General features: G+C 72.6%; 19 protein-coding genes. 12 read left to right on the plus strand and 7 right to left on the minus strand.

The window, feature by feature from the left end; genetic code table 11:
* Positions 1-3: 3 nt before the first annotated feature.
* Positions 4-1,905, minus strand: a complete 1,902-nt coding sequence (locus ACFVQG_RS14460) for a M28 family peptidase (RefSeq protein ID WP_383381376.1) — start codon at positions 1,903-1,905, stop codon at positions 4-6.
* A 268-nt stretch (positions 1,906-2,173) separates the two neighbouring features.
* On the opposite strand from ACFVQG_RS14460, the gene ACFVQG_RS14465 reads away from it, so the two are divergent.
* The 8 genes from ACFVQG_RS14465 (at position 2,174) to ACFVQG_RS14500 (ending at position 12,075) form a co-directional block, all read left to right on the plus strand.
* On the plus strand, positions 2,174-3,481 hold the full coding sequence (locus ACFVQG_RS14465; RefSeq protein ID WP_383381379.1) for a LysR family transcriptional regulator: 1,308 nt from the start codon (positions 2,174-2,176) through the stop codon (positions 3,479-3,481).
* 100 nt (positions 3,482-3,581) lie between these two features.
* Positions 3,582-4,883: a helix-turn-helix domain-containing protein gene (locus ACFVQG_RS14470; RefSeq protein WP_383381382.1), complete on the plus strand. Its 1,302-nt coding sequence runs from the start codon at positions 3,582-3,584 to the stop codon at positions 4,881-4,883.
* 252 nt (positions 4,884-5,135) lie between these two features.
* On the plus strand, positions 5,136-5,777 hold the full coding sequence (locus ACFVQG_RS14475; RefSeq protein ID WP_383381385.1) for a toll/interleukin-1 receptor domain-containing protein: 642 nt from the start codon (positions 5,136-5,138) through the stop codon (positions 5,775-5,777).
* The gene (locus ACFVQG_RS14480) at positions 5,774-8,071 is read left to right on the plus strand and encodes a hypothetical protein (RefSeq protein WP_383381388.1); all 2,298 of its coding nucleotides are present in this window, start codon (positions 5,774-5,776) and stop codon (positions 8,069-8,071) included. The genes ACFVQG_RS14475 and ACFVQG_RS14480 overlap by 4 nt, the downstream gene beginning before the upstream one ends.
* Positions 8,072-8,125: 54 nt before the next feature.
* Complete coding sequence (locus tag ACFVQG_RS14485) at positions 8,126-9,031, plus strand: hypothetical protein (protein ID WP_383381391.1); 906 nt, start codon at positions 8,126-8,128, stop codon at positions 9,029-9,031.
* Positions 9,028-10,290 carry an OmpA family protein gene (locus ACFVQG_RS14490; RefSeq protein WP_383381394.1) on the plus strand — a complete coding sequence of 421 codons (1,263 nt, stop codon included), beginning with the start codon at positions 9,028-9,030 and terminating at the stop codon, positions 10,288-10,290. The genes ACFVQG_RS14485 and ACFVQG_RS14490 overlap by 4 nt, the downstream gene beginning before the upstream one ends.
* 88 nt (positions 10,291-10,378) lie before the next feature.
* Complete coding sequence (locus tag ACFVQG_RS14495) at positions 10,379-11,653, plus strand: hypothetical protein (protein ID WP_383381396.1); 1,275 nt, start codon at positions 10,379-10,381, stop codon at positions 11,651-11,653.
* Positions 11,650-12,075 (plus strand): hypothetical protein, encoded by a 426-nt coding sequence (locus ACFVQG_RS14500; protein ID WP_383381399.1) that lies wholly within the window; start codon positions 11,650-11,652, stop codon positions 12,073-12,075. Before ACFVQG_RS14495 ends, ACFVQG_RS14500 begins: the two co-directional genes overlap by 4 nt.
* A gap of 57 nt (positions 12,076-12,132) precedes the next feature.
* Here ACFVQG_RS14500 and ACFVQG_RS14505 read toward each other — a convergent pair whose 3' ends face one another.
* From ACFVQG_RS14505 to ACFVQG_RS14520, 4 genes are read right to left on the minus strand one after another with little or no spacing between them, the layout of a single operon-like run.
* Complete coding sequence (locus ACFVQG_RS14505) at positions 12,133-12,399, minus strand: DUF4235 domain-containing protein (protein WP_383381401.1); 267 nt, start codon at positions 12,397-12,399, stop codon at positions 12,133-12,135.
* 4 nt (positions 12,400-12,403) lie between these two features.
* Positions 12,404-12,646 (minus strand): DUF3618 domain-containing protein, encoded by a 243-nt coding sequence (locus tag ACFVQG_RS14510; RefSeq protein ID WP_383381404.1) that lies wholly within the window; start codon positions 12,644-12,646, stop codon positions 12,404-12,406.
* Complete coding sequence (locus ACFVQG_RS14515) at positions 12,643-13,092, minus strand: phage holin family protein (RefSeq protein ID WP_383381407.1); 450 nt, start codon at positions 13,090-13,092, stop codon at positions 12,643-12,645. Before ACFVQG_RS14515 ends, ACFVQG_RS14510 begins: the two co-directional genes overlap by 4 nt.
* Positions 13,089-14,177 carry a YihY/virulence factor BrkB family protein gene (locus ACFVQG_RS14520; protein WP_383381412.1) on the minus strand — a complete coding sequence of 363 codons (1,089 nt, stop codon included), beginning with the start codon at positions 14,175-14,177 and terminating at the stop codon, positions 13,089-13,091. The genes ACFVQG_RS14515 and ACFVQG_RS14520 overlap by 4 nt, the downstream gene beginning before the upstream one ends.
* Before the next feature lie 251 nt (positions 14,178-14,428).
* Between ACFVQG_RS14520 and ACFVQG_RS14525 the strand changes: the two genes are divergently transcribed.
* The 3 genes from ACFVQG_RS14525 (at position 14,429) to ACFVQG_RS14535 (ending at position 18,774) form a co-directional block, all read left to right on the plus strand.
* Positions 14,429-16,471, plus strand: coding sequence for a flotillin family protein (locus ACFVQG_RS14525; protein ID WP_383381414.1), 2,043 nt, complete (start codon positions 14,429-14,431; stop codon positions 16,469-16,471).
* Positions 16,472-16,694: 223 nt separating this feature from the next.
* Positions 16,695-17,207, plus strand: coding sequence for a hypothetical protein (locus tag ACFVQG_RS14530; RefSeq protein WP_383381417.1), 513 nt, complete (start codon positions 16,695-16,697; stop codon positions 17,205-17,207).
* A 145-nt stretch (positions 17,208-17,352) separates the two neighbouring features.
* Entirely contained in the window at positions 17,353-18,774 is a 1,422-nt protein-coding gene (locus ACFVQG_RS14535) for a flotillin family protein (RefSeq protein WP_383381419.1), read from the plus strand.
* Positions 18,775-18,823: 49 nt separating this feature from the next.
* On the opposite strand, the gene ACFVQG_RS14540 is transcribed toward ACFVQG_RS14535, so the two are convergent.
* Positions 18,824-19,525, minus strand: a complete 702-nt coding sequence (locus ACFVQG_RS14540; RefSeq protein WP_383381422.1) for an ANTAR domain-containing response regulator — start codon at positions 19,523-19,525, stop codon at positions 18,824-18,826.
* A gap of 214 nt (positions 19,526-19,739) precedes the next feature.
* Here ACFVQG_RS14540 and ACFVQG_RS14545 point away from each other — a divergent pair, with 214 nt between their 5' ends.
* On the plus strand, positions 19,740-20,699 hold the full coding sequence (locus ACFVQG_RS14545; RefSeq protein WP_383381425.1) for an anti-sigma factor RsbA family regulatory protein: 960 nt from the start codon (positions 19,740-19,742) through the stop codon (positions 20,697-20,699).
* A gap of 4 nt (positions 20,700-20,703) precedes the next feature.
* On the opposite strand, the gene ACFVQG_RS14550 is transcribed toward ACFVQG_RS14545, so the two are convergent.
* Positions 20,704-21,744: a rod shape-determining protein gene (locus ACFVQG_RS14550; RefSeq protein ID WP_383381428.1), complete on the minus strand. Its 1,041-nt coding sequence runs from the start codon at positions 21,742-21,744 to the stop codon at positions 20,704-20,706.
* Positions 21,745-21,801: the final 57 nt, after the last annotated feature.

A 21,801-nucleotide genomic window follows, 5' to 3' on the forward strand; every position in this document is an offset into this window, starting at 1 on the left:
GCGTCACCGCCGGGTGGCGGAGATCCACGCCGCCGCGGTCACCGCGCGGGTGATGTCGCTCGCGTACCGCGCGTTGATCGTCGTGTCGGCAGGAAGGTGATAGTTCGGATTGGGTTCCGGATCCGGTGCGAAGGGCCCGGGACCGGCGAAGAAGTCCTCGGTGGCCAGACACGCGGCGTAACCGTGCAGCTGGAAGCTGTGGTGGTCGCTGCGCTGCTCGGCCGGGTCGCGCCCGCCGTCGGCGCCCGGATGGATCTGCGGCTCCGGCAGGGACGGCGACATGCGCGCGGCGGTCGCGGCGACCAGCTCGGCCAGCCGCAGCGAGCGGCCCTGCACGGACGCGGAGGGTGTGAAACCGGCGTGCAGTTCGAAGGTCGCGGGCCGCCGGACGTCATGGCCGATCATGTCCAGCTGGAACACCGCCACGATGTCCGTGCCGAGCCGCGCCTCGTCCCTGGCGTAGGCGTGGCTGCCCACCAGCCCGTGTTCCTCGGCGTTGAACAGGACGAAGCGGATCTCCCGCCGCGGCACGCCGTCGCTGGCGCTCAGCGCCAGGACCGCCCGCGCGGCGCACAGCACCCCGGCGACACCGCTGCCGTCGTCGTCGGCTCCGGGCGCGGGGTCCAACGCGGCGCGGTAGCCGGGCTGCCGCGCGCCCGTCGAGTCCAGGTGCGCGCTCACCAGGACGACCCCGGTCGGGCCGGAGCCGGGCAGGACGGCTTCCACGTTCTCGTAGGTACGGCCCTCGTGCGCGAACGCGTGGGTACGCACCCGCAGTCGGCCGCGCCCGGCGGCGGTGGCGTCGGCGAGCAGGGTGCGGACCGCGGTGGCGTTGTCGGGGTGGTGGATGTGGCGGCTGCGGATGGTGACCGTGCCGGACGCCGGTCGGGCACCGGTGTACCGCTCCACCTCGCGGCGGATGCCGTCCGCCGTGACGCAGCGCGTGAGGTGGTCCCGCTCGGCGGGGGTCAGGTCGGTGGCGGCCGGTCCCGCCGCGGGCGCGGCGGCGAGGTGGTCCGCCAGCAGCGCCGGGGTGGCCCGGAGCTTGAGGTGGTGGCCGTGCCGGGCGTCGGCGAAGTGGTGGCTCTCCACGGACCGCCCGGCGGGGATCGCGACGAACAGGCCCGCCGGGGAGGAGGCGAGCACCTGGCGGGCCGCGTCGTCGTCGGTGAAGCGGTCTACGGCGTTCCCGACCGCGGAGCCGAAGCGGCCGGTGTGCCGACGGTCGTCGCGCAGGAGGTACAGGTCCGTGGTGAGCGGCTCGTCCTCGGCGCCCAGGCGGTCGACCAGGAAGCCCAGGTCGTCCAGGCGCAGTGCGGTCGCCGCGTCCGTCACGGCGTACAGCTCCGCCGACGCCGGGTCGTCGCCGCCGTACAGCGGGACGAGCGGCTGTCGCCGCAGCAGGGCGCGCCAGTCCGCCTTGTCGGCCGCGGTGCCGCGGATGCGCAGGTAGCGCAGGGGTGCCCGCTGACCCAGTACGGCCGTCGCGAGGGCGGGATGCGGGGCGACGAGGAAGCCCGCGCCGCGGGCGAAGGCGCGCTCGGTGGCGTCCTCGCCCACGAACAGCAGCGTGGGCGTGCTTCCGCCGCCGGTGTCCCGGGCGACGACGGCCGCCTGCTCGAAGAGGAGCGTGGAGTTCTTCGGGCCGTACCGCACCAGACGCGTATCGAAGTGCGCCAGCAGGCCGGACCGGTCGAGGGCCGCGTTGACGCGGTCCTCCGGAATGCCGCCCCGGTCGGAGAGAATTCCCAGCCGTACTCCTCTTTCGTGGAGTTCCGTCAGCGCCGGTGGCACTTCCGGATAGACCGTAAGGCTTTCAATGTCTTTTCGGTCCGCGGTCACCCGCACCGAAGCGAGCGTGTTGCCGATGTCGAAGAAGGCGACACTTTCCGGATGTTCGGCCATCGACGGCCTCCTTCTCGGTCCCCGGGCTGTGATGCTGCCACAAGGGCGAACGGGCGGGACAGGGCAGGACAACTGCCGTTGCGGCATCGCGGTGATACGCGTGGGGCATGGCCAATTCGCGGACCCGCGAGGGAAATTGTCATCGCGCAGACGCCCGACTCGGACTGTGCCACTCTGGTGGCGAGCGATCCCGTAAAGGCGGAACAAGCGGAGATCGCTGCAACACCGGGGGGTGTGGTGGCTCGTGTTTGATCTGCGGCGTTCTGATGTGGAATTGCTCCGGGTGATATCGGAGTACGGCAGTCTGCACGCGGCCGAGCGGGACGGACGGATGACCCAGCCGACCGCCAGCCGCAGGCTCTCCAGCCTGGAACGGCGGCTGCGCACCGGTCTGGTGCTGCGGACCTCCACCGGGACGCGGCTCACCGAACCCGGCCATGCGCTGCTCAACGTGGGGCGCAGGCTGCTGCACGAGATCGACTTCGCCGTCGCCACGGCCCATTGCGGCGCCGAGTGCGGGGCCCGGCCGGTGGTGCTGAGGTTCGCGGTGTGCCCGGAGTGGGCCCGGGGGATGGCCGACGAGCCGGTGCCCTGGCTGCCCGAGGTGGTGCTTGACCTGGTGCCGACCTGCGCCGACGACCTGTGGCAGCGGTTCGACCGCTACGCCGTCGACGCCGCCTGCGGCTGGCAGCCCACGGCCGAGATCCCGGCGCGGCGGGCCGACGTACAGGTGCACACCCTCGTCGAGGAGCCCCGGTGGGTCGCCCTGCCGGGCGGCCATCCGCTCAGTCGGCTGGCCGTGCTGGACGTGCGCCAGCTCGCCGACTGCACCTGGATCGCCACCCGGCCGGAGCCGCTCGCCCGGCTCGCCCCGGGGCTCCGGCCGGGCTACCGCGTGCACTCCGAGGGCGCCGCGCTGGAACTCGTCGGCCGGGGGCACGGCGTCGCGTTCGTCTCGCCGCTCAGCACGCTGCCCGTGCCGGAGGGCAGTGTGGTGCTGAGGCCGTTGCTGCAACGCGTCACCGAGCGGCTGGTGCTGGCGGTGCATCCGCTGGTGCTGCCCGCGGCGGTCACCCATGACCTCGGCGACTGGCTGCGGTTCCGGTACGCCGAGACCGCCGCCCGCCGCAACCGCGCCTATCTGGACTCCCGGGACTTCCCCGTCGCCGCCTCCGACCTCCACCGCCCGCTGCCCCGCACCGCCTGCCCGCCGGGCGGTCCGCTGCCCGCCCCGGTGCCGTCCGGGCACGGCAACGCCGCCGGGTTCGAGGCGGCGCACCTGCACCTCCTGCGCGTGATCGAGCAGACCGGCAGCCTCAGCCGGGCCGCGTTCGCCCTGCTGGTCACGCAGCCCGCCCTGACCCGCCGTATCCACCGGCTGGAGAAGCTGTGCGGACTGGCGCTGGTCCGCAGCGAGCCCCGCGGCACCTCCCTGACCGTCGCCGCCCGTCGGCTTCTGCTCTGCACCGAAGTCGCCGAGAGCCGCCTGGACGCGCTGGTCCTGCGACTGCGGGAGAGCGGTGGCACGGCGCCCCGTCGCACATTCCCACGAAGTCGAACAAATATGCTGAGCTAGAACGCGAGTTTCATATGCTTTCGCATAAATCCAGCAACCGGATGATCTATATCAGAGTTATGGCAAACTCCAGCCAACTGAGCGAGTCGGGGGAGTTGCCATGGCACTGGGTCAGCCGACTTTCGGCCTGGAAGCGCGCCGAATGCGACACGGGTCGGGGATGTCACTGGGCGAACTGGCCAAAGTGATTCACATCTCGCGGTCCTATCTGAGCAAGATCGAATGCGGCAAGGCAATACCCAGTCCCAAGGTCGTCCGGGCGCTGGACAACAAGCTGGGAGCGGGAGGACGGCTGAAGGCGCTGCTTCCCTCTCCGGAGCGGCGTGCCGCGCCCGCCGTCGCCTCCGGCGGCTCCGGCGACTGGTCGGTACGGCTGCACGCCGACGGCGCCAGTGACTTCACCTCCGGAGACCCGGCCGCCCCCGCGGGGGACGGGGCGCCCCCGGTGATGGCCCACTGCGCCGTCACCCCGGACTGGCACGAGGGCGTGTCGGCGGCGGAGTCGCTGGCGGTGTTCCAGGACCTGTTCCACGAGTACCGCCGACTCGGCCAGTGCTCCGGCCCGGCCGTGGTGATCCCGATGGGCAGCGCGACGACCGCCGCCCTGCGCGGCATGGTCCGCACCATGCCCTCCGCTCAGCGGGCCGCCGCCCTGCGGCTCGCCGCGCGCTTCGCCGAGTACACGGGCTGGATGTGGCAGGAGGCCGGTGACGACCGGGCCGCCCACTGCTGGACCGACCAGGCGGCACACCTGGCCGAGGCCGGAGGGGACCGCGAACTGGCGGCGTACGCACTGCTGCGCCAGGCCGAACTCGCCCTCTACGAAGGGGACGCACTGGCCACCATAGAGCTGGCCCGCGAGGCGGGCACCCGGGCACACGGCCGTCGCCTCAGGGAACTGGCCGCACAGCGAGAGGCCCAGGGGCATGCCCTCCTGGGCGACGAGGACGCCTGTCGGCACGCGCTGGACCGCGGCGCCGAACTCGCGGGCGGAGCGGGGCCGCAGCGAGACCTCGGCGCCGCCCTCGGCGGTACCCACCTGCCCGATCTCGCCGCCTTCGTCCGGGCCTGGTGCCTACGGGAACTCGGCGAGCCCGAGGAGGCCGTCGCCCTGCTCACCCACGGCCGGGAGACCATCGCGCCGCACGCCGTCCGCGCCCGCGCCCGCCTCAGCGCCCGGCTCGCGCTTTCCCTGGCGGACGCCGGTGAGGTCGAACGCGCCTGCGAGGTGGCCGAGTCGGTCGCCGGTGACGTCCTGGTGACCGATTCCGCCACCGTCCGCACCGATATGCGGCAACTCCGCTCGGCACTGACCACACGGAGCAAACATCCGGCCGTGCGGGACGCCCTGTCCGCCATCGCCACGAGTCTGCGCGGCGGTGCGGGCAGCGTGCGCCGATAGCGGTCCGGGGCCGCCGGACGGCGGATTCCGTACGGGCCCGCCCCCTGCTCCCCGCGGGCCGCTTGTGTTCTGTTGCCCACGGAAGTGTCCACAGGCAACACGTTGACCAGCCAAAGAGCCGCTGGAAACGTCGAGTTCACCCCTTCTCCACGCCCGGTCGGTGCCCGGTGGGCCGGTCCGTGCGGTGGACGTGGGCGCCCCGGCGCACGCGCTGTCCCGACCATCACGGAACACAGAACGACGAGGAACACCATGGCCCCTCTCATCTTCATCAACTTCCGACGCCTCGACACCCGCGATACCGGACCGCATCTCGACACCGCTCTCCAGGACGAGTTCGGCGCCAGCAACGTGTTCAGGGACCAGCGCTCCATCGTGAAGGGCTCCGACTTCCGTGACGAGATCGAGCGACAGCTGAGGAAGTGCGAACTGCTGCTCGCGGTCATGGGCCCCCAGTGGGCGTCGCTGACGGACGACGCCACCGGCCGTCGCCTCATCGACGACCCCGACGACTGGGTCCGCAAGGAGATCGCCCTCGCCCTCTCCTGGAAGCTGGAGATCCTGCCCGTCCTGGTCGGCACCGACGAGATGCCGCAGCCGCACGAACTCCCCGCCGACCTGCGGGACCTGGCGTACCGTCAGGCGGTCGACTTCCGTCCGCACAAGCAGAGCATCGACCTCCCACCCCTCTTCGAGGCGATCCGCGAGAAGGTTCCCGACCTGCGCCGTCGCACGAACCGCGGCAAGGCGGGCGGCCACGACGGTGCCGGAGGGACGTCGTTCACGGTCGACCGGATCGACCGCACCACAATGGTCTTCGGCGGTGAGGGCCACCAGATCACGACCGACAACTCCGCTTCCGGCCCCGAGGATCACGACGAGGACCGCCCGTGAGTACCCCAGCGGACCCGGCGGGCTCGGGTGAGGGCCTCGGCGAAGGGGTGACCCCCGGGCCGGACGGTGCGGCCGAGGGCGCGGCCCCCGGCGAGTCGGCCGGACCCACGGCGGACGGCGCCCCGGCTCCCGAAGGCGCCCCACAAGGCCCGTACCCGCCCGACGAGCAGGACGTCCACGGCGCCCCGGACCCGGCGGAGCACCCGGAACCCCGGCAGCCGCCGCGCGCACCCCGGGACGACGGGGACGCCGCGGAGCCGCTCTCCACCGAGCAGTTCAGCCTGCTCGTCGGCGAGTCGTCCCGGAGCGCGAGCCTGTACGGCGGCCAGGGCAACGTCGCCGTCGTGGTGAACATGGGCTCAGGGCAGCCGCTCGCCGAGTTCCAGCAGGCGCCCCTCGGCGCCCAGGACACCGCATGGCGCCACCGGCTGTACCGGCGGCTCCCCGACCACGACCGGATGGCCCTCCAACTGGCCGAGAACCACCTCCTGGTGCTGTTCGGGCAGCCGGGCAGCGGACGGCACACCACGGCCCGGGTCCACCTGGCCGACGTCTGCGGAAGCGATCGCCTCAGCGTCCTGCACAGCGCCGGAACGGGACTCGCGCAGGCCCTCCTCGAACGCGCCGACAAGTACCTCACCCGGGGTCACGGCGTCGTGCTGGACCTGGGCGCGGAGCGGCCCGGACAGGCCGTGCTGGAGGCGCTGAGCCTGCGGGCCCGCCAGCTCCGTTCCTTCGTCGTACTGATCGTCGAGAGCACCGGGGCCGACCCGGGCCTCCCGGTCCCGACCGTCTTCGCGCACCCCAGGCCCGACCTGAAGCAGGTCCTGGAAGCACACCTGGACTGGACGCTCAAGACACGCCGCACCGAGTGCACGGGCGCGGCCCCCTGCGCGCACCGGAGCCCGCGGCGGTTCCTGCAGGAGGTCCTCGCCGACGACCGTGTGGACCGGGCGCTCGGCGCCGCCCTGCCGGTACGGGAGGTCGTGGCCCTCGCCGGGACACTGGCCGGATACCTGCACCGGGACCCGGACGAACTCGACGGGGCCCTCGGCGCGTGGCGCGACCGGCTGCGCCCGGTGGCCAGGAACTTCCTGGGCCTGACCACACCGCCCCCCGACCAGGCTCCCGACCCGCACCGGCAGACGCTGCGCATCGCCTACGTCCTCAGCGACGGTCTGCCGCTGTCCGACTTCATCAGGATGGGGACCCTGCTCGGGGACGAGGTGCTGCCCCCCGAGCACCGGGACGAGACACCCGTCCGCCCGGTCTTCGAACTGGACCTCGACCAGCTCGTCCCGCCCGGCACGGGCGTCGCCGCAGAACCGGACGCCGCGCGGTCCGACAACCCCCGCCGGGTCCGGCTCGCCGAGCCGGAGCTGCTGCCGGTCGTCATCGAGGTCGTCTGGCACGGGCTGGGCTGGCTCCAGCAGCCCCTGCTGAGGTGGCTGAGGCGCCTGGCCACCGACCGGCTGGAGCGGGTCGGGTCCCGGGCCGCGGTCATCGCCGGGCATCTGCTGCGGCACGACTTCGACAGCGTCTACCGGGACCTCGTGCGGCACTGGGCGCGCAGCGGCTCGGTCCGGGAACGGCAGTACGCCGCCCTGGCGGTGGCGGTGGCGATGGCCGACGGGGACCCGTGGCTGACCGAGCGGGTCGACCGTCAGGTGGCCGCCTGGGCGACGAGCCCCTCCCCGCGCCTGCAGGACAGCGCCGTGCGGGCCTACAGCACGGTGGTCGGCACCCGGGACGTACCGGGCACGCTGCGGGTGCTCCAGGCGCTCGGCGGCCGGGCCGCACTCGCCCCGTACGCCTCCATCGCGTACGCCACCGCCGCGCTGTTCCTGGCGGCCGACGGCTCCGGTCCGGTCTCCGTGGCCATCGGCGGGTGGATCCGCTCGGACAGCGGCCACCTGCGCCGGCACGCCGTACGGGCCCTGCTCGTCCTCGGCCCGTTCGCCGTCGGCCCCGAACTGCCGTCCCGGCCGGCGCTCGCGCACCGGGCGATGAACGACCCCGTCCGCCGGGCCGAGCTGGAGCTGCTGTGGCGGCGCGCGCTGACCGACGGGGCCCACTCCGGACAGGCGTGGCGGGTGCTGAAGCAGTGGGTGCTGGCCGGTGACGAGGACAAGGAACTCGGCGTGTTCCTGCAGGAGTTGGTGCCGACGGTCTGCCCGCCCGGACTCCGCGGGCGGGCCGCGTTCCACTTCCGCCGATGGGCCCGGCAGCACCCGGAGGCCGGGTGTCTGCACCGGCTGCTGGCCGTGTTCGACCGGCCGGGGAGCACGCCCTAGACCCCCGGCCCCGTGCTGTCCCCGAACGACCTCGAACCCCTAGGAGGACCGACCATGGCACGACGGCCCAAGGGCCTGTTCGCCGCGGTGCGCGCAGCGGTGCGCGCGTGGTGGCGCTCGAAGTACGACGACTCCGCCCTGGAGGGCTCCGACGCCCTCCGGACCGGGGATGACGACGCCGGGCCCACGGGCCCGCGCAAGAAGGTGTCCGTTCAGTCGGACCCGCAGCAGACGCCGCTCACCATGGCGGCCCAGGGCGATGTGTTCTCCTTCGAGGTCTTCCCCGTGTTCCTCTGGAGCAGCCGGGAGATGTCGCGGGAGACCCTGCGGTCACGGGTGGGCCGGCACGAGGCGGGCGCGCGCGACGAACTGCTCCGGGTGGCCTGGAAGGTCGCCCGCGGCTGTGCCCCTGAGGACCCGATCGCCGCCGAGAAGGCCATCAACGCGCGGCTGCGCGGCGACGGCAACTGGTGCTTCGACGACGCCCAGGGACTCATCCACTGCACGCCCTCGGTCCAGGTGCGGATGGATCCGGCCGTGCGGGAGCACGTACGCCCGCACCGCCTGGAGGAACTGGACCTCAAGGAGTCGACGGAGCTGGGGCTGCTCAGGGCCAGCCGGGCGCGGACCCTGACCGAGGCCTGGCTGAAGGTGATCAGCGAGCTGGAGCTGCTCGGCGAACTCGACGCGCACAAGCGGCGCCTGCTGGTCCCGTTCGCGGCCACCCTCGCCGACGGTGACTTCCGCAAGGTGATGGAGGCGCTGCGCCGGGAACGCCGTACGAGCACCGAGGCACTGGTGGCGGCGCTGCACAGCGCGCGCAACGATCACCAGGAGGCCGGTCTGTACGAGTTCGCCGGGGCCTACGACAAGGCGCTCAACGCGTTCTGCCAGGAGATGGGGCTCACCCCGTTCTCCTGGGTCGACGACGCCGTGGCGTCCGACGGGACGGCGCCATGAGCACCGGGCGGACGGGCGCGGTCTCGCGCGCGACCGGCGCCGTGGCCGCCGCCGTCACCCTGGCCGGGACGCTCGTCGGCTGCGGCACGGACGACCCGCGGGCCCGTTGCGCCTGGCTGGAGACCCAGGCGCCGGTAGCGGGCGCGGGCAGCACCGTGATCCTCGTGGACGGCTCGGCGTCCGTGCGCGCCACCGCCTCCGGTGCCCGGAGCCCGGACTACGGCACGGCGGCCAAGGGCCTGCTGAAGGAGCGCGTCGAGGCGGGCGACACCATCTCCCTGGGCACCTTCGGCGGCGCCAACGGAGACGTCGAGTGGCTTTTCCAGAAACGGTCGGCCAACTGGAAGGCGAGCCAGAACCACGTCGACAACCAGCGCGACAACCGGGACGCCGCGGTCGGCTGCCTCGCCGAGGACGTGACGACCGCCCAGCACGCCGTGCCCGCCGACGACGGCACCGACGTCCTCGCCGCCCTGGCGGCCGGCACCGGCATGTTCGACGGGACCGAGAGTTCCCGGCGGCTGCTGGTCCTGGGCGACGGGCTGTCCACCACCGGCTGCGCCGACCTGCGCTCGGCCGGGTTCGGCTCCGCACAGGAGATCACGTCGATCGCGTCGGTGTGCGCCGCCCGCGGCGAGTTCCGGGAACTGCCCGACCTGAGCGGGGTCCGGGTCGCCTTCGTGGGCCTGGGCCGCTCGGTCGGCGACCAGCCTGCCGCGAGCGGGCCCCAGCGCGCCTGGCTGTCCCGGCTGTGGCGGGAGCTGTGCGTGCGCGCGGGTGCCACCGCGGCGTCCTGCACCAGCAGTGACGTTCCGGTGGGGACGGTGCCCGCCGAAACGCCGAGCGGTTCCGTCCCGGACGATCCGCTGGTCGCGTACGGCGAGGGACGCTCGCGTACGTACCCGTTGCCGGGCGCCGCCCTGTTCGACACCGAGTCGGCGCGGGTGCGCTCCTCGGCGGTGCCGCTGCTCACGGACGTCGCCGTGCGGGCCCGCACCACGCCAGGGCTCGACCGTGTCGTGGTCGAGGGGTACGTCGATCCGCGCGGCGGGAGCGACAACAACCAGTCGCTCTCCCAGCGCCGAGCGGACGCCGTGGCCGAGGTGCTCGCCGAGCACGGGGTGGACGCGTCCCGGATGCGGGCGTACGGCCGCGGCGTGTCGCCCGGCTGCCCCTCGGACACGCCGACCGAGGGCAGGTCCCGCGAGCAGCGGTTGCAGTGCGACCGCCGCGTGGACATCAGCATCTTCTGGAAGTGAGGGCGGTCCTTCAGCCATGAACGTGAACGGCAGTGACAATGCGGAGCGGGACGGTCCACGCGACGCCCCCAGACCCTGCCCCCGATACGTGCTTCCGCTCCTCGACCAGGACGGGCACCGGCCGGGCGGACACCCCGCCGACCCCGTGGACAGCCGGGAACGCGCCCTGCTCATGCGCGCGTTCACCACGGGCAACTCCCAGCTGGCCACGGCCCGGACATCCCTCGGCGAGCTGGGCACCGAGGTGCTGAGGACGTTCCAGGCGGCGCAGACGGCGATCGACGCGGTGCAGCGGTTCACGGCCGCCCGGTCGGTGGGCACGGCACGGAACGAGGTCGGCGAGGTACGCGTCCGGCACGCCAAGGACGGCCCCGAGGGCCTGCGCCACGGCAGAAGCCCGTGGTCCTGGCTCCGCTGGGTCATGGTCGTGCTGAACGCGCTGTACGACCTGCCGTTCATCGGCGACGCCATGACCCGGCTCCTCGACGTCGCTCCCGGTGGCGTCTGGTCCACCCTCGCCTACGCGTTCGCCTTCCTGGCCGCGGTCGGGGTGTCCTTCCTCCAGTTCGCGCTGGCGCATCTGCTCGCCCGCTCGCTGTTCCGGATGCGGACCCGCGCCGCCCGTCGTACCGAACGCGTACGGCGCGGCCCCCGGGCGGCCTGGCGGCACTGGCGGCGGCTGGACGGGCCCCGGACCGAGACCCGGCACCCCGACGGCCTGCCGTGGGCCGCACCGGTCCTGCCGGTCCTCGCCAACGTGCTGCTGGTCGTCCTGCTCGCCGCGACCGCCCACGGCCGGGCGAAGGAGAGCAACCAGGTGTCCGCGACCTTCGGGGAGTACGGCTACGTCATGGCCGTGTTCCTCATCATCGCGCTCAGCCTCGCCACCCTGACGATCACGGTCCTCGCGCACAATCCGTACGCCGAGAGCGACAAGGCGGCACAGGACGCCCTCTCCGGCGCCGGGAAGAAGGGGGCGGCGCTGGTGCCCGAGGCCAGGCGGCGGCTCGCCGCGCACAGCACCTCCTGGCACCGGCTGTCCGCCGCGGCGGAGCAGGCCGCGGCCGACGCGCGCCGGGTCGTGGACGAGGCCTGCGCCCTGATCATCGACGAACGGTCCGAGAGCGGGCGCGCGGGGGCCCTGCGACTGCCGCTGCGGGAGTACGCGTGGCCCGTGGACGACGACACGGGAAGCGCCACGCCCCGGCTGCGCCTGGAGACGCTGGACCACTACGGCGACGTCCTGCTGGGCCGCTACTCCCCGGACCTGCTGGAGTTCTGGCTGGACGCCGTCGTCGAGGAGCTGAACACGCAGTTCGCACTGCCGGACACCGAGCCGCCCGAGTGGAGGCCCGACGCATGACCGGGGATCCGCCCCGGGCCCTGGACGACCAGGACACCAAGCACCTGGAACTCGTGCAGAGCGTGATCTCCCGGCTCAGCAACAACTCGTTCCTGGTCAAGGGCTGGTTCATCACGCTCAGCAGCGTGCTCGTCGGCGTCGGCGACCGCAGCCCGGACTGGAAGCCGGTCCCGGTGGTCGTCGCCGTGGCCGTCGGCTTCTGGCTGCTCGACGGCTACTACCTCCGCCAGGAGCGGATGTTCCGCTCCCTGTACGAGAGGATCATCGCCCGCGGTGGCGACCCGCCGCCCGTGTTCACCATGGACGTCGCCCGGCACGGCCGCCCCGTCGCCTGGCCCGGCGTACTCCTCTCCCGTCCCCTGCTGGTCTGCTACGGCGTGCTCGCCACCGCCGACATCCTGCTGATCCTCTTCCTGAGCTGACGCCCCGCGGCGACCGGTCAGCCCGGCCAGGTACCGGTCAGCCCGGCCAGGTACCGGTCAGCCCGGCCAGGCACCGGTCAGCCGCCGGGTGGCCGTCGCGCCGCCGCGGTCCACGGCCGCCTTGACGCCCGCGAAGATCGCGCCCTGGAGGACCGCGGCGAGGAGGACCTCGCGCCAGGTGCGTTCCTCGTCGGTGGCGTCCGGGGCGTCCTCGTCGTGGCCGAGGACCTTCCAGGACTGCTTGAACAGGGCTCCGGCGAGCATGCCGCTGACGGCTCCGAGGGCGAGGCCGACCGGCTTGTAGGCGAGTTTCGAGGCCTTCACCGCGTCACTTCCTTCCGGGGCGCCAGACCAGCCAGACGACTGCGGCGACGAGGGCGACGGTCGCGACGGTCGTTCCGGCGAGCGCGGCGCGGTGGTTCCCGGCCTCCTGGCGGACCTCCGCCGCCTTCTCGCGGGCGCGGGCCTTGACGTCCGCCTTGTGGGCGAGGGCCTCCACGGTGTGGCCGAGTTCCTCGCGGGTGTGCTCGACCTGGGCGCGCAGGTCGTCGGTGGTCGGCTGCTTGCTCATCGGTGCGCGCTCCCCTTGATCTCGGCCACGTCCCGCTTGACGTTGGCGATGGTCTGCTGCGGCGCCGGGGACTCGGCCTTCTTGAACTGCGACTTGCCGAAAAGGGCCATCAGCGCGGCGATCAGGCCGAGCGCGCCGGTGACGATCAGGGCCGCGGCCCACACCGGCAGCGGCACCGCCAGCCCCGCGATCGCGCTGGCGACCAGCGCCTGGAGCATCAGGAAGCCGACGACCCCGGCGCCGCCGAACATCCCGCCGCCCTTGCCGTAGCGCTTGCCCTTCTGCGCCATCTCCGCGCGGGCCAGCTGCATCTCGCCGCGCACCAGCTCGCTCAGCTGCCGGGAGGCCTGCTGCACCAGCTCGCCGACGGGCTGTTCGCGGGAGCGGTGGCCGTTCCCGGTGAACTCCGTGCCGTTCTTGGTGAAACGTGTCTCGTGAGTCGTCATGACGGTCGGTCTCCTGGTTCCGTTGTCCTGGGTGTCCGGTCCGGCTGCCCGCCCGCGTCCCGCCAGTCCGTGTCGTCCCACTTGGCCGTGGACCGCGGCTCCGTGTACGGCTCCGCCTCCGGCGGATGGCCTCCCGCGACCGCCCGCTGGCGCGCCGTCTCCGCGTCGAACTCCAGGCCCAGCAGGATCGCCAGGTTGGTGATCCACAGCCACACCAGGAAGACGATCACGCCGGCCATGGTGCCGTAGGTCTTGTTGTACGACGCGAAGTTGGCGACGTAGAACGCGAACCCGGCGGAGGCGATCAGCCAGATCAGCAGGGCCAGGAAGCTGCCCGGGGTGATCCAGCGCCAGCCCTTGACCTTCGCGTTGGGGCTCGCCCAGTACAGGAGCGCGATCATGAGCGTGACCAGCAGGACGAGGACGGGCCACTTGGCGATCGACCACACGGTCAGTGCGGTGTCCCCGACGCCGAGCGCCTCCCCGATCCGGTCGGCCATGGTGCCGGTGAGGACCACGATCAGCGCGGTGACGACGGCGAGGAGCAGCAGGGTCAGGGTCAGCGCGAAGCGGACCGGCAGGATCTTCCAGGCCGGACGGCCCTCGGGCATGTCGTAGACGGCGTTCGAGGTGCGGATGAACGCCGCGACATAGCCGGACGCCGACCACACCGCCAGCACCAGGCCGACGATGGCCATGACCGAGCCGAGGCCCGAGTTGTTCTGGAGCTGCTGCACCGCGTTGGTGAGGATGTCACGGACCGCGCCGGGCGCGAACTGGTTGATGTTCTCCAGCACCTTGTCCGTGGTGGACTTCCCGGCCAGTCCCAGCAGCGAGACCAGGACCAGCAGGGCGGGGAACAGCGCCAGCACCGCGTAGTACGTCAGTGCCGCGGCGCGGTCCGTCAGCTCGTCGTCCTTGAACTCCCGCAGGGTCCCCTTGAGCACCGCGCCCCAGGAGCCCTTCGGCAGTTTCGTGGGGGTGTCCGGGGCGGCGCGCTCCACTTGCGGCCCCGGGCCTGCCTCCGGCTCCCGTGCCGCCTGGGAGTCGTGGTGTGTTCGTCCTGGTAGATGGAGTTTGGCCATGGGCGCCGGGTATCCGGTTTGGGTCGTTTTATGTAAACGTTACGAAGTGGTTCGGGGGATGTTCCGGGTGGGGTCCCGGTGCGTCGTCCGGCACGTCAAGGCGTCGTAAGACTGCCGGAAGTCGGCAATGCGGTGGTCGCGGGGGGTGCGCCAGGATCGGGGTGCGGGGACGCGGGGGCGTCGCCGCTGCCGGACACCGGCAGTTCGGTGCGTGAGCGCGCCGACATTTCATCGACTGCAAGGACTTCCTCATGGATGCCATGACGCTGGGCATCGGCGTGCTCGTGATCGCCCTCCTCGCCGCCGTGCTGGTGCTGGTGCTCGTCTCCCGGCTGTTCCGCAAGGTCGAACAGGGCAAGGCGCTGATCGTCTCGAAGATGCGCAAGGTCGATGTGACCTTCACCGGACAGGTCGTGCTGCCGGTGCTGCACAAGGCCGAGGTGATGGACATCTCGGTGAAGACCATCAAGATCACCCGGGCCGGGCGGGAGGGCCTGATCTGCCGGGACAACATCCGCGCCGACATCCGCATCTCGTTCTTCGTGCGCGTCAACAAGACCGTCGAGGACGTCGTCAAGGTCGCGCAGGCCGTCGGTACCGCGCGGGCCAGCGACCGCGAGACGCTCCAGGAGCTGTTCCACGCGAAGTTCTCCGAGGCGCTGAAGACCGTCGGCAAGCAGTTGGACTTCACCGACCTCTACACCAAGCGCGAGGAGCTGCGGTACCGGATCATCGAGGTCATCGGCGTCGACCTCAACGGCTACCACCTGGAGGACGCGGCGATCGACTACCTAGAGCAGACGCCGCTGACCCAGCTCGACCCCGCCAACGTCCTCGACGCCCAGGGCATCCGCAAGATCACCGAGCTGACCGCCGTGGAGCACGTGCGCACCAACGAGTTCCAGCGCCACGAGGAGAAGGAGATCACCCGGCAGAACGTCGACGCCCGCGAGGCCATCCTGGAGCTGGAGCGGCGGCAGGCGGACGCGGAGATCAAGCAGCGCCGGGAGATAGAGACCGTGCGCGCCCGCGAGGAGGCCGAGACCGCGCGGGTCGTGGAGGAGGAGCGGCTGCGCGCGCAGAGCGCCTTCCTGCGCACCGAGGAGCAGCTCGGCGTGCAGCGCGAGAACCAGGCCCGGGAGGTCGCCGTCGCCGCGAAGAACCGGGAGCGGGTCATCGCGATCGAGAACGAGCGGATCGAGAAGGACCGCGTCCTGGAGGTCATCGCGCGGGACCGGGAGACCGAGCTGACCCGGATCGCCGCGTCCAAGGAGGTCGAGGCGGAGAAGCGGGAGATCGCCGAGGTGATCCGGGAGCGGGTCGCGGTGGACCGCACGGTCGCCGAGCAGGAGGAGTCCATCAAGCGGCTGCGGGCCGTGGAGGAGGCCGAGCGCGAGCGGCAGGCCGTGATCATCGCCGCCGAGGCGCAGGCCCAGGAGAAGCTGGTCAAGGACATCAAGGCCGCCGAGGCCGCCGAGCAGGCCGCCACCCACCGGGCGGCGGAGGAGCTGACGCTCGCCGAGGCCCGGCTGAAGTCCGCCGACCTGGACGCCCGCGCCAAGCTGCGGCTCGCCGAGGGCGTCCAGGCCGAGACGGCCGCCGAGGGGCTGGCCGCGGTGCAGGTACGGGACAAGGAGGCCGAGGTCATCGAGAAGGCGGGCCGGGCCGAGGCCGAGGCCGCCGAGGCGCGGCTGCGGGCGGAGGCCGAGGGCGCCCGGGCCAGGGCGCTCGCCGAGGCCGAGGCGATCAGCGGCAGGCTCAAGGCGGAGGCCGCCGGGCTCACCGAGAAGGCCGCCGCGATGGCCGCCCTGGACGAGGCGTCCCGCGGGCACGAGGAGTACCGGCTGCGGCTGGCGGCGGAGAAGGAGATCCGGCTGGCCGGGCTGGACGTCCAGCGGCGGGTGGCCGAGGCGCAGGCGACGGTGCTGGCGACCGGGCTGGAGAGCGCGGACATCAACATCGTCGGCGGCGAGTCCGTCTTCCTCGACCGGCTGATGTCCTCCATCGCGCTCGGCAAGGGCGTCGACGGCTTCGTCCAGCACTCCGAGACCGCCCAGGCGCTGGCGAAGCCCTGGCTGGACGGCTCGGCCAGGTTCACCGACGACCTCGGCCGGATCCTCGGCTCGGTCACCACGTCCGACGTGCAGAACCTGACCGTCTCGGCGCTGCTGCTGAAGCTGCTGAAGGGCGCCGGTGAGCAGTCCGGTCAGGTCCGTGAACTACTCGACAAGGCAGGGCAGTTGGGCATCGCCGACCTGCCGCTGGCGGAACTGAACGGCGTACACCGGGACTGACCGGCCGGGTGCGCGACAAGACCGGCCGGGGCCGCCGTACGGGGGTCGGCGACCCCGGCCACCAGCCCGGACGCACACTGCGTCCGGGCTGGAACCCGCAAGATCGCACCGCGGAGACTGCCGGAAGGACGCAGTGCGCCGACCGGGAACCGCGTGCGAGCATGTGCTCGTCAACGGGGGTAGCGCGAAGCGTCACGGGGGACCGGAAGGACGGTGGGGGCGCATGGCCTGGTTTCTGGGTCTCGGCATCGTGGGGGTCGTCCTCCTCGTTCTGTCACTGGTCTTCGACGGGATCCTCGAAGGACTCTTCGACGGCTTCGGCCTCGACGGCTTCTTCGACGGGCTGCTGTCCCTCCCCGTCATCGCCGGATTCGTGTCCATGCTCGGCTTCACCGGCGCGATCGTGATGGGCACGACCGGCCTTGGCGCCGTAGGAGGCACCGCCCTCGGGGTGCCCGCCGGGGTCGTCACCGCCTGGCTCGCCTACAAGCTGAGCCGCGCCCTGATGAACGACCACTCCGGTACGGCGCCCAGCGGCGGCGATCTGATCGGCGTGGCCGGGTCCGTCGTGACCGCCATCCCGGCCGACGGCTACGGCGAGGTGCTGGTGCGGCTGGCGGGCCAGCCGGTGAAGCTCTCGGCGAAGAGTCCCGTGCCGCTGGCCCGCGGTGCCGAGGTGTGGATCGCGGAGACGCTGTCCCATACCGCGGTCTCGGTGCGCCAGGTCGAACGCTGAGCCCAGCCGACCCGGGCCCACCACCTCACCAGCCACCCCACCCATCACCTCACCATTCACCCCACCCATCACCCCACCCATCACCCCACCACGCACTTCACCCTTGTCGAATCGCCGTCCCCAGGGAGGGCTGAGGGGAACCACCATGAGTTCAGTCACCATCGCCGTCGTCGGAGTCGTCGTACTCCTCGTCCTGCTCGGCCTCGTCGTCGTCACCCGGTACAAGGTCGCCGGGCCGAGCGAGGCGTTCATCGTCACCGGACGCCGGGGCAAGAAGTCCACCGACCCGGAGACCGGCCGGATCTTCACCGACAACAGCGGGCAGAAGGTCGTGGTCGGCGGCGGTGTCTTCGTCGTGCCGTTCGTGCAGCAGAAGTTCACCCTCGACCTGTCGTCCCGGCACATCCCGGTGGCGGTGCGCGGCGCGGTCACGCTGCGCGGCATCAAGGCCAACCTCGAAGGCGTCGCCATCGTGAAGGTCGGCGGCACCGAGGACGCCATCCGGGCCGCCGCCCAGCGGTTCCTGGTGCAGCAGAACGGCATCGTCGGCTTCACCCAGGAGGTGCTCTCCGGCGCGCTGCGCGCGATCGTCGGGCGGATGTCGGTGGAGGACATCATCCGCGACCGGGCCGCCTTCGCCAGTCAGGTCGCCGAGGAGGCCGAGGCCAGCCTGTCCGGGCAGGGCCTGGTCCTTGACGCCTTCCAGATACAGGACATCACCACCGAGGGCTCCTACCTGGAGGACCTCGGCCGTCCCGAGGCGGCGCGCGCCAAGCAGGAGGCGGACATCGCCGAGGCCGTCGCCCGCCGGGCCGCCGAGCAGGCGCGGCTGAAGGCGGCGGAGGAGATCGCCGTCGCCGAGCGGACGTTCGCGCTGCGGCAGGCCGAGATCAAGGCCGAGACCGACGAGGCCGCCGCCCGCGCCGACGCGGCCGGTCCGCTCGCCGAGGCGGCCCGCCGCCAGGAGGTCCTTGCCGAGCAGGAGAAGGTCGCCGAGCGGCAGGCCGCGCTGACCGACCGCGAGCTGGACACCAAGGTCCGCAAGCCCGCCGACGCCGCGCGCTACCAGGCCGAGCAGGAGGCCGAGGCGCGCCGGATCGGGCTGGTCAAGGAGGCCGAGGCGGCGGCCGACCGGGCCCGGCTGACCGGTGAGGGCGAGAAGGCGCAGCGCGCCGCGCTCGCCGAGGCCGTCCGGATCGAGGGCGAGGCGGAGGCCGCGGCGATCGGTGCCAAGGGCGCGGCCGAGGCCGAGGCCATGCGCAAGAAGGCCGACGCGTTCGCGCAGTACGGCGACGCGGCCGTGCTCCAGATGCTGGTCGAGGTGCTGCCGCACGTCGTGGCCAAGGCGTCCGAGCCGCTGAGCGCGATCGACAAGATGACCGTCATCTCCACCGACGGGGCCAGCCAGCTGTCGCGCACCGTCGCCGACAACGTCGCCCAGGGTGTCGAACTCCTGGGCGCCACCACCGGTGTCGACCTCGCCCAGCTCCTGAAGGGCATCACCGCCCGCCCCGGCACGGACGCGGTCCCCGCCGAGGCCAACGGGAAGATCGGGATCACCGACTGAGCGGTGGCCGCCGCGACGCAGGGGCCCGGCGGCGGGCCCCTGCGCCGGGTCAGTTCAGGCAGCGCTCCAAGGCCGTACGCAGCGCGTTCCGCAGTTCCGTCGGCGGAGGCGGACCGTCTGGATGCTCCGTGCTGGCGGTGACCGTCGCCGCGACGGTGCGGAGCTTGGTGTTGGAGAGCTGGGAGGCCTCGCGGAGGATGTCCCAGGCCTGGTCGGAGGTGCACGCGTGGATGGCCATGAGGATGCCGCGGGCCTGGTCGATCACCGGTCGGGAGGCGATGGCGAACCGGAGCTGGGCGATCTCCTCGCGCAGGCTGTGCAGTTGCTCGGCGCGCTCCAGGGCCACCGCGGAGGGGACCGGCGTCGGTGAGACGGGTTCCGGCATGGTGGGCTGGGTGAGGGAACGCAGGGGGTCGGTGGTGTCCAGGCCCGCGAGTTCCAGGATGCGGCGCGGCTGGCCGTTCCAGTGCTGGGCCGTGACCGGGAGCAGATGCCGTTCGCCGTGGTCCCGTAGGGCTTTGAGGAAGTCCAGTCCCGCCGTGTCCATGAAGACCACCCCGGACATGTCGACGTCGATCCGGGACACCTCGGCCGGGAGGCCCGCCAGTGCACTGGCCAGGGTGTCGGTGCAGCCGTGCACGAGTTCGCCGCGCGTGGTGAGCACGGCTCGGCTCCCGTCCGTATGGCCGTCGACGGCGAGGGTGCTCCGCCGTCCTAGTCCTGCCGGGGCTATGGGTGCCGGTGAGGTCATGTCACCGCCTTCTTCGTTCGTCGTCTGCGTCATCCGCGTCCGCTTCGGTGCGCCTGCCCGCTGCCCGGCGTGGTACACCCGCACTGACGGGGTTGACGGATTGACGGTGGCGGTGCCGGGTACGAGCATCGTTCGAGAGGCAAGCAGGACAGGTGTGCACGGATGTCCCGGCCCGTCGGCGCGGGGGCCCGTCGGTGAACGAGGTGTCGATGTCGTGAGTGCGGTGACCGAACCGGAGGAGACCTTCGCCCCGCCCGCCTCCTTCGACCACCCCGCCCTGTTCTACGGCGGGCCGGGGGAGTACCTCGGGGCCACGGTGCCGTTCGTACGGGAAGGGCTGGCGGCCGGGGAACCGGTGGCCGTGGCCGTGCCCGGGGAGAACCTGGCCCTGCTGCGGGACGCGCTGGAGGACGCCGCCGACGCCGTACTGCTGCTGGACATGCGCCAGGCCGGACGCAATCCCGGCCGGATCATTCCCGGAGTGCTACGCGCGTTCGCCGACGCCGGTCCACCCGGGGTCCGGGTGCGGATCATCGGCGAACCGATCTGGGCGGGCCGCACCCCCACCGAGTACCCGGCGTGTGTGCAGCACGAGGCGCTGATCAACGCCGCGTTCGAGGGCCGGGACGCGACCGTCCTGTGCCCCTACGACGTCAGCCGACTGGACGAGCGGGCCCTCACCGACGCCCTCGCCACCCACCCCACCGTCATCCGCTCCGGCACCGAGGAACCCAGCGGCGCCTACGACCCCGACGGCGTCGTCGCCCGCTACAACCGCCCGTTGCCGCCGCCGCTGCCGGGCGCCCTGGACTTCGCCTTCGACGCGGCCTCCCTGTCCAGAACCCGGCACACCGCCACCGCCGAGGCGGCCCGGCTCGGGCTCGGCGGCACCCGCCTCGACGACCTGGCCCTGGTCACCGCCGAACTCGCCACCAACAGCGTGCTCCACGGCGGCGGTTCGGGCCGGATCCGGCTCTGGGCGGAGAACGGCCACGTCGTCTGCGAGGTGCGGGACCGCGGGCGGCTGACCGACCCGCTCGCCGGACGCCGCCCCGTGCCCCGCGACCAGCGCGGTGGCCGCGGGCTGCTCCTGGTCAACCTGGTCACCGACCTCGTACGCCTGCACACCGGCGCGGACGGGACGACCGTACGCTGCTGGTTCGCCCGGGGATGAGCGCTCAGGTGGTGTCCAGCGGATCCAGCTCCAGCGGCTGCACCCGCCCCTCCAGCATGTAACCCAGCCCCTGTACGGCGCACACGTCCGGCCGTTCCGCGATGTGCACCGGCATGCCGGTGGCCTGACGCAGCATCTGGTCGAAGCCGGGGAGCAGGGCACTGCCGCCCACCATCATGATGCCGCGGTCGGCGAGGTCGGCCACCAGATCGGGCGGGCACTCCCGCAGCACCTTGCCGATGCCGTCCAGCACGGCGGTCAGCGGCGTCTGGATCGCGTCGCGCACGGCGGCCGTCTCCACCTGCACACTGCGGGCGAGACCGGTGGCGACATCCCGCCCGTGGATCTCCGTGGACGCCGGTCCCTGCGGGGTGAGGCCGTTGCCCGACAGGGCGAGGGTGAGCGGCCGTACCGACTGGCTGGGCAGCATCAGCTCGTGCTCCAGCCGCAGGTGCTGCACGATCGCGTGGTCCACGGCCTCCCCGCCGACCGGGATCCGCTCGGCGGTCACGATCGCCCCCAGCGACAGCACGGCGACCTGGGTGGTGGCCGCCCCGCACACGAGCACCATGGTGGCCTCCGGCTGCTCCACGGGCAGCCCGCAGCCGACGGCCGCCGCGATCAGCGTGTCCACCAGCTCCACCCGGCGCGCCCCCAGCCCCACCAGCGTCTCGATCGCGGCCCGCTGCGCGAGCGGGTCGGCGTCGTGCGGGGTGCAGCACGCCGCCCGCAGCCGGGGCTTGCGGCGCAGGGTGCGGCGGACCTTGTCGCCGAGCAGGTGCCGCAGCATCCGCTGGGCCATCTCGATGTCGACGACCGTGCCCCCCGACACCGGCCGCACCACCCGGATGTAGTCAGGGGTGCGGCCGGTCATCTTCTCCGCGAACTCGCCCACCGCGATCAGCGCGCCGGTGCGGGTGTTCACGGCGGCGGCGGACGGCTGGTCGACGACGAGCCCCGCTCCCTTCACGTAGACGCGGGTACGGGCGGCGCCCAGGTCGACGGCGAAGTGGCAGCGGCGCAGCTGCTCCAGACTGGCGGTCATCGCGGTTTCCTCCCGAGGCGCAGACCGTGGGCTGCTTGGTGGCGGGGCCTTTCTCGC

It is taken from the genome of Streptomyces sp. NPDC057877, assembly GCF_042796855.1.
GTDB lineage: Bacteria > Actinomycetota > Actinomycetes > Streptomycetales > Streptomycetaceae > Streptomyces.

What these genes read in the sequence shown, in the direction of transcription:
- ACFVQG_RS14460 (WP_383381376.1), bottom strand. Translation starts at nt 1,905, where the DNA reads ATGGCCGAACATCCGGAAAGTGTCGCCTTCTTCGACATCGGCAACACG.
- ACFVQG_RS14470 (WP_383381382.1), top strand. Translation starts at nt 3,582, where the DNA reads ATGGCACTGGGTCAGCCGACTTTCGGCCTGGAAGCGCGCCGAATGCGA.
- ACFVQG_RS14475 (WP_383381385.1), top strand. Translation starts at nt 5,136, where the DNA reads ATGGCCCCTCTCATCTTCATCAACTTCCGACGCCTCGACACCCGCGAT.
- ACFVQG_RS14485 (WP_383381391.1), top strand. Translation starts at nt 8,126, where the DNA reads ATGGCACGACGGCCCAAGGGCCTGTTCGCCGCGGTGCGCGCAGCGGTG.
- ACFVQG_RS14490 (WP_383381394.1), top strand. Translation starts at nt 9,028, where the DNA reads ATGAGCACCGGGCGGACGGGCGCGGTCTCGCGCGCGACCGGCGCCGTG.
- ACFVQG_RS14500 (WP_383381399.1), top strand. Translation starts at nt 11,650, where the DNA reads ATGACCGGGGATCCGCCCCGGGCCCTGGACGACCAGGACACCAAGCAC.
- ACFVQG_RS14510 (WP_383381404.1), bottom strand. Translation starts at nt 12,646, where the DNA reads ATGAGCAAGCAGCCGACCACCGACGACCTGCGCGCCCAGGTCGAGCAC.
- ACFVQG_RS14515 (WP_383381407.1), bottom strand. Translation starts at nt 13,092, where the DNA reads ATGACGACTCACGAGACACGTTTCACCAAGAACGGCACGGAGTTCACC.
- ACFVQG_RS14520 (WP_383381412.1), bottom strand. Translation starts at nt 14,177, where the DNA reads ATGGCCAAACTCCATCTACCAGGACGAACACACCACGACTCCCAGGCG.
- ACFVQG_RS14525 (WP_383381414.1), top strand. Translation starts at nt 14,429, where the DNA reads ATGGATGCCATGACGCTGGGCATCGGCGTGCTCGTGATCGCCCTCCTC.
- ACFVQG_RS14530 (WP_383381417.1), top strand. Translation starts at nt 16,695, where the DNA reads ATGGCCTGGTTTCTGGGTCTCGGCATCGTGGGGGTCGTCCTCCTCGTT.
- ACFVQG_RS14535 (WP_383381419.1), top strand. Translation starts at nt 17,353, where the DNA reads ATGAGTTCAGTCACCATCGCCGTCGTCGGAGTCGTCGTACTCCTCGTC.
- ACFVQG_RS14540 (WP_383381422.1), bottom strand. Translation starts at nt 19,525, where the DNA reads ATGACCTCACCGGCACCCATAGCCCCGGCAGGACTAGGACGGCGGAGC.
- ACFVQG_RS14550 (WP_383381428.1), bottom strand. Translation starts at nt 21,744, where the DNA reads ATGACCGCCAGTCTGGAGCAGCTGCGCCGCTGCCACTTCGCCGTCGAC.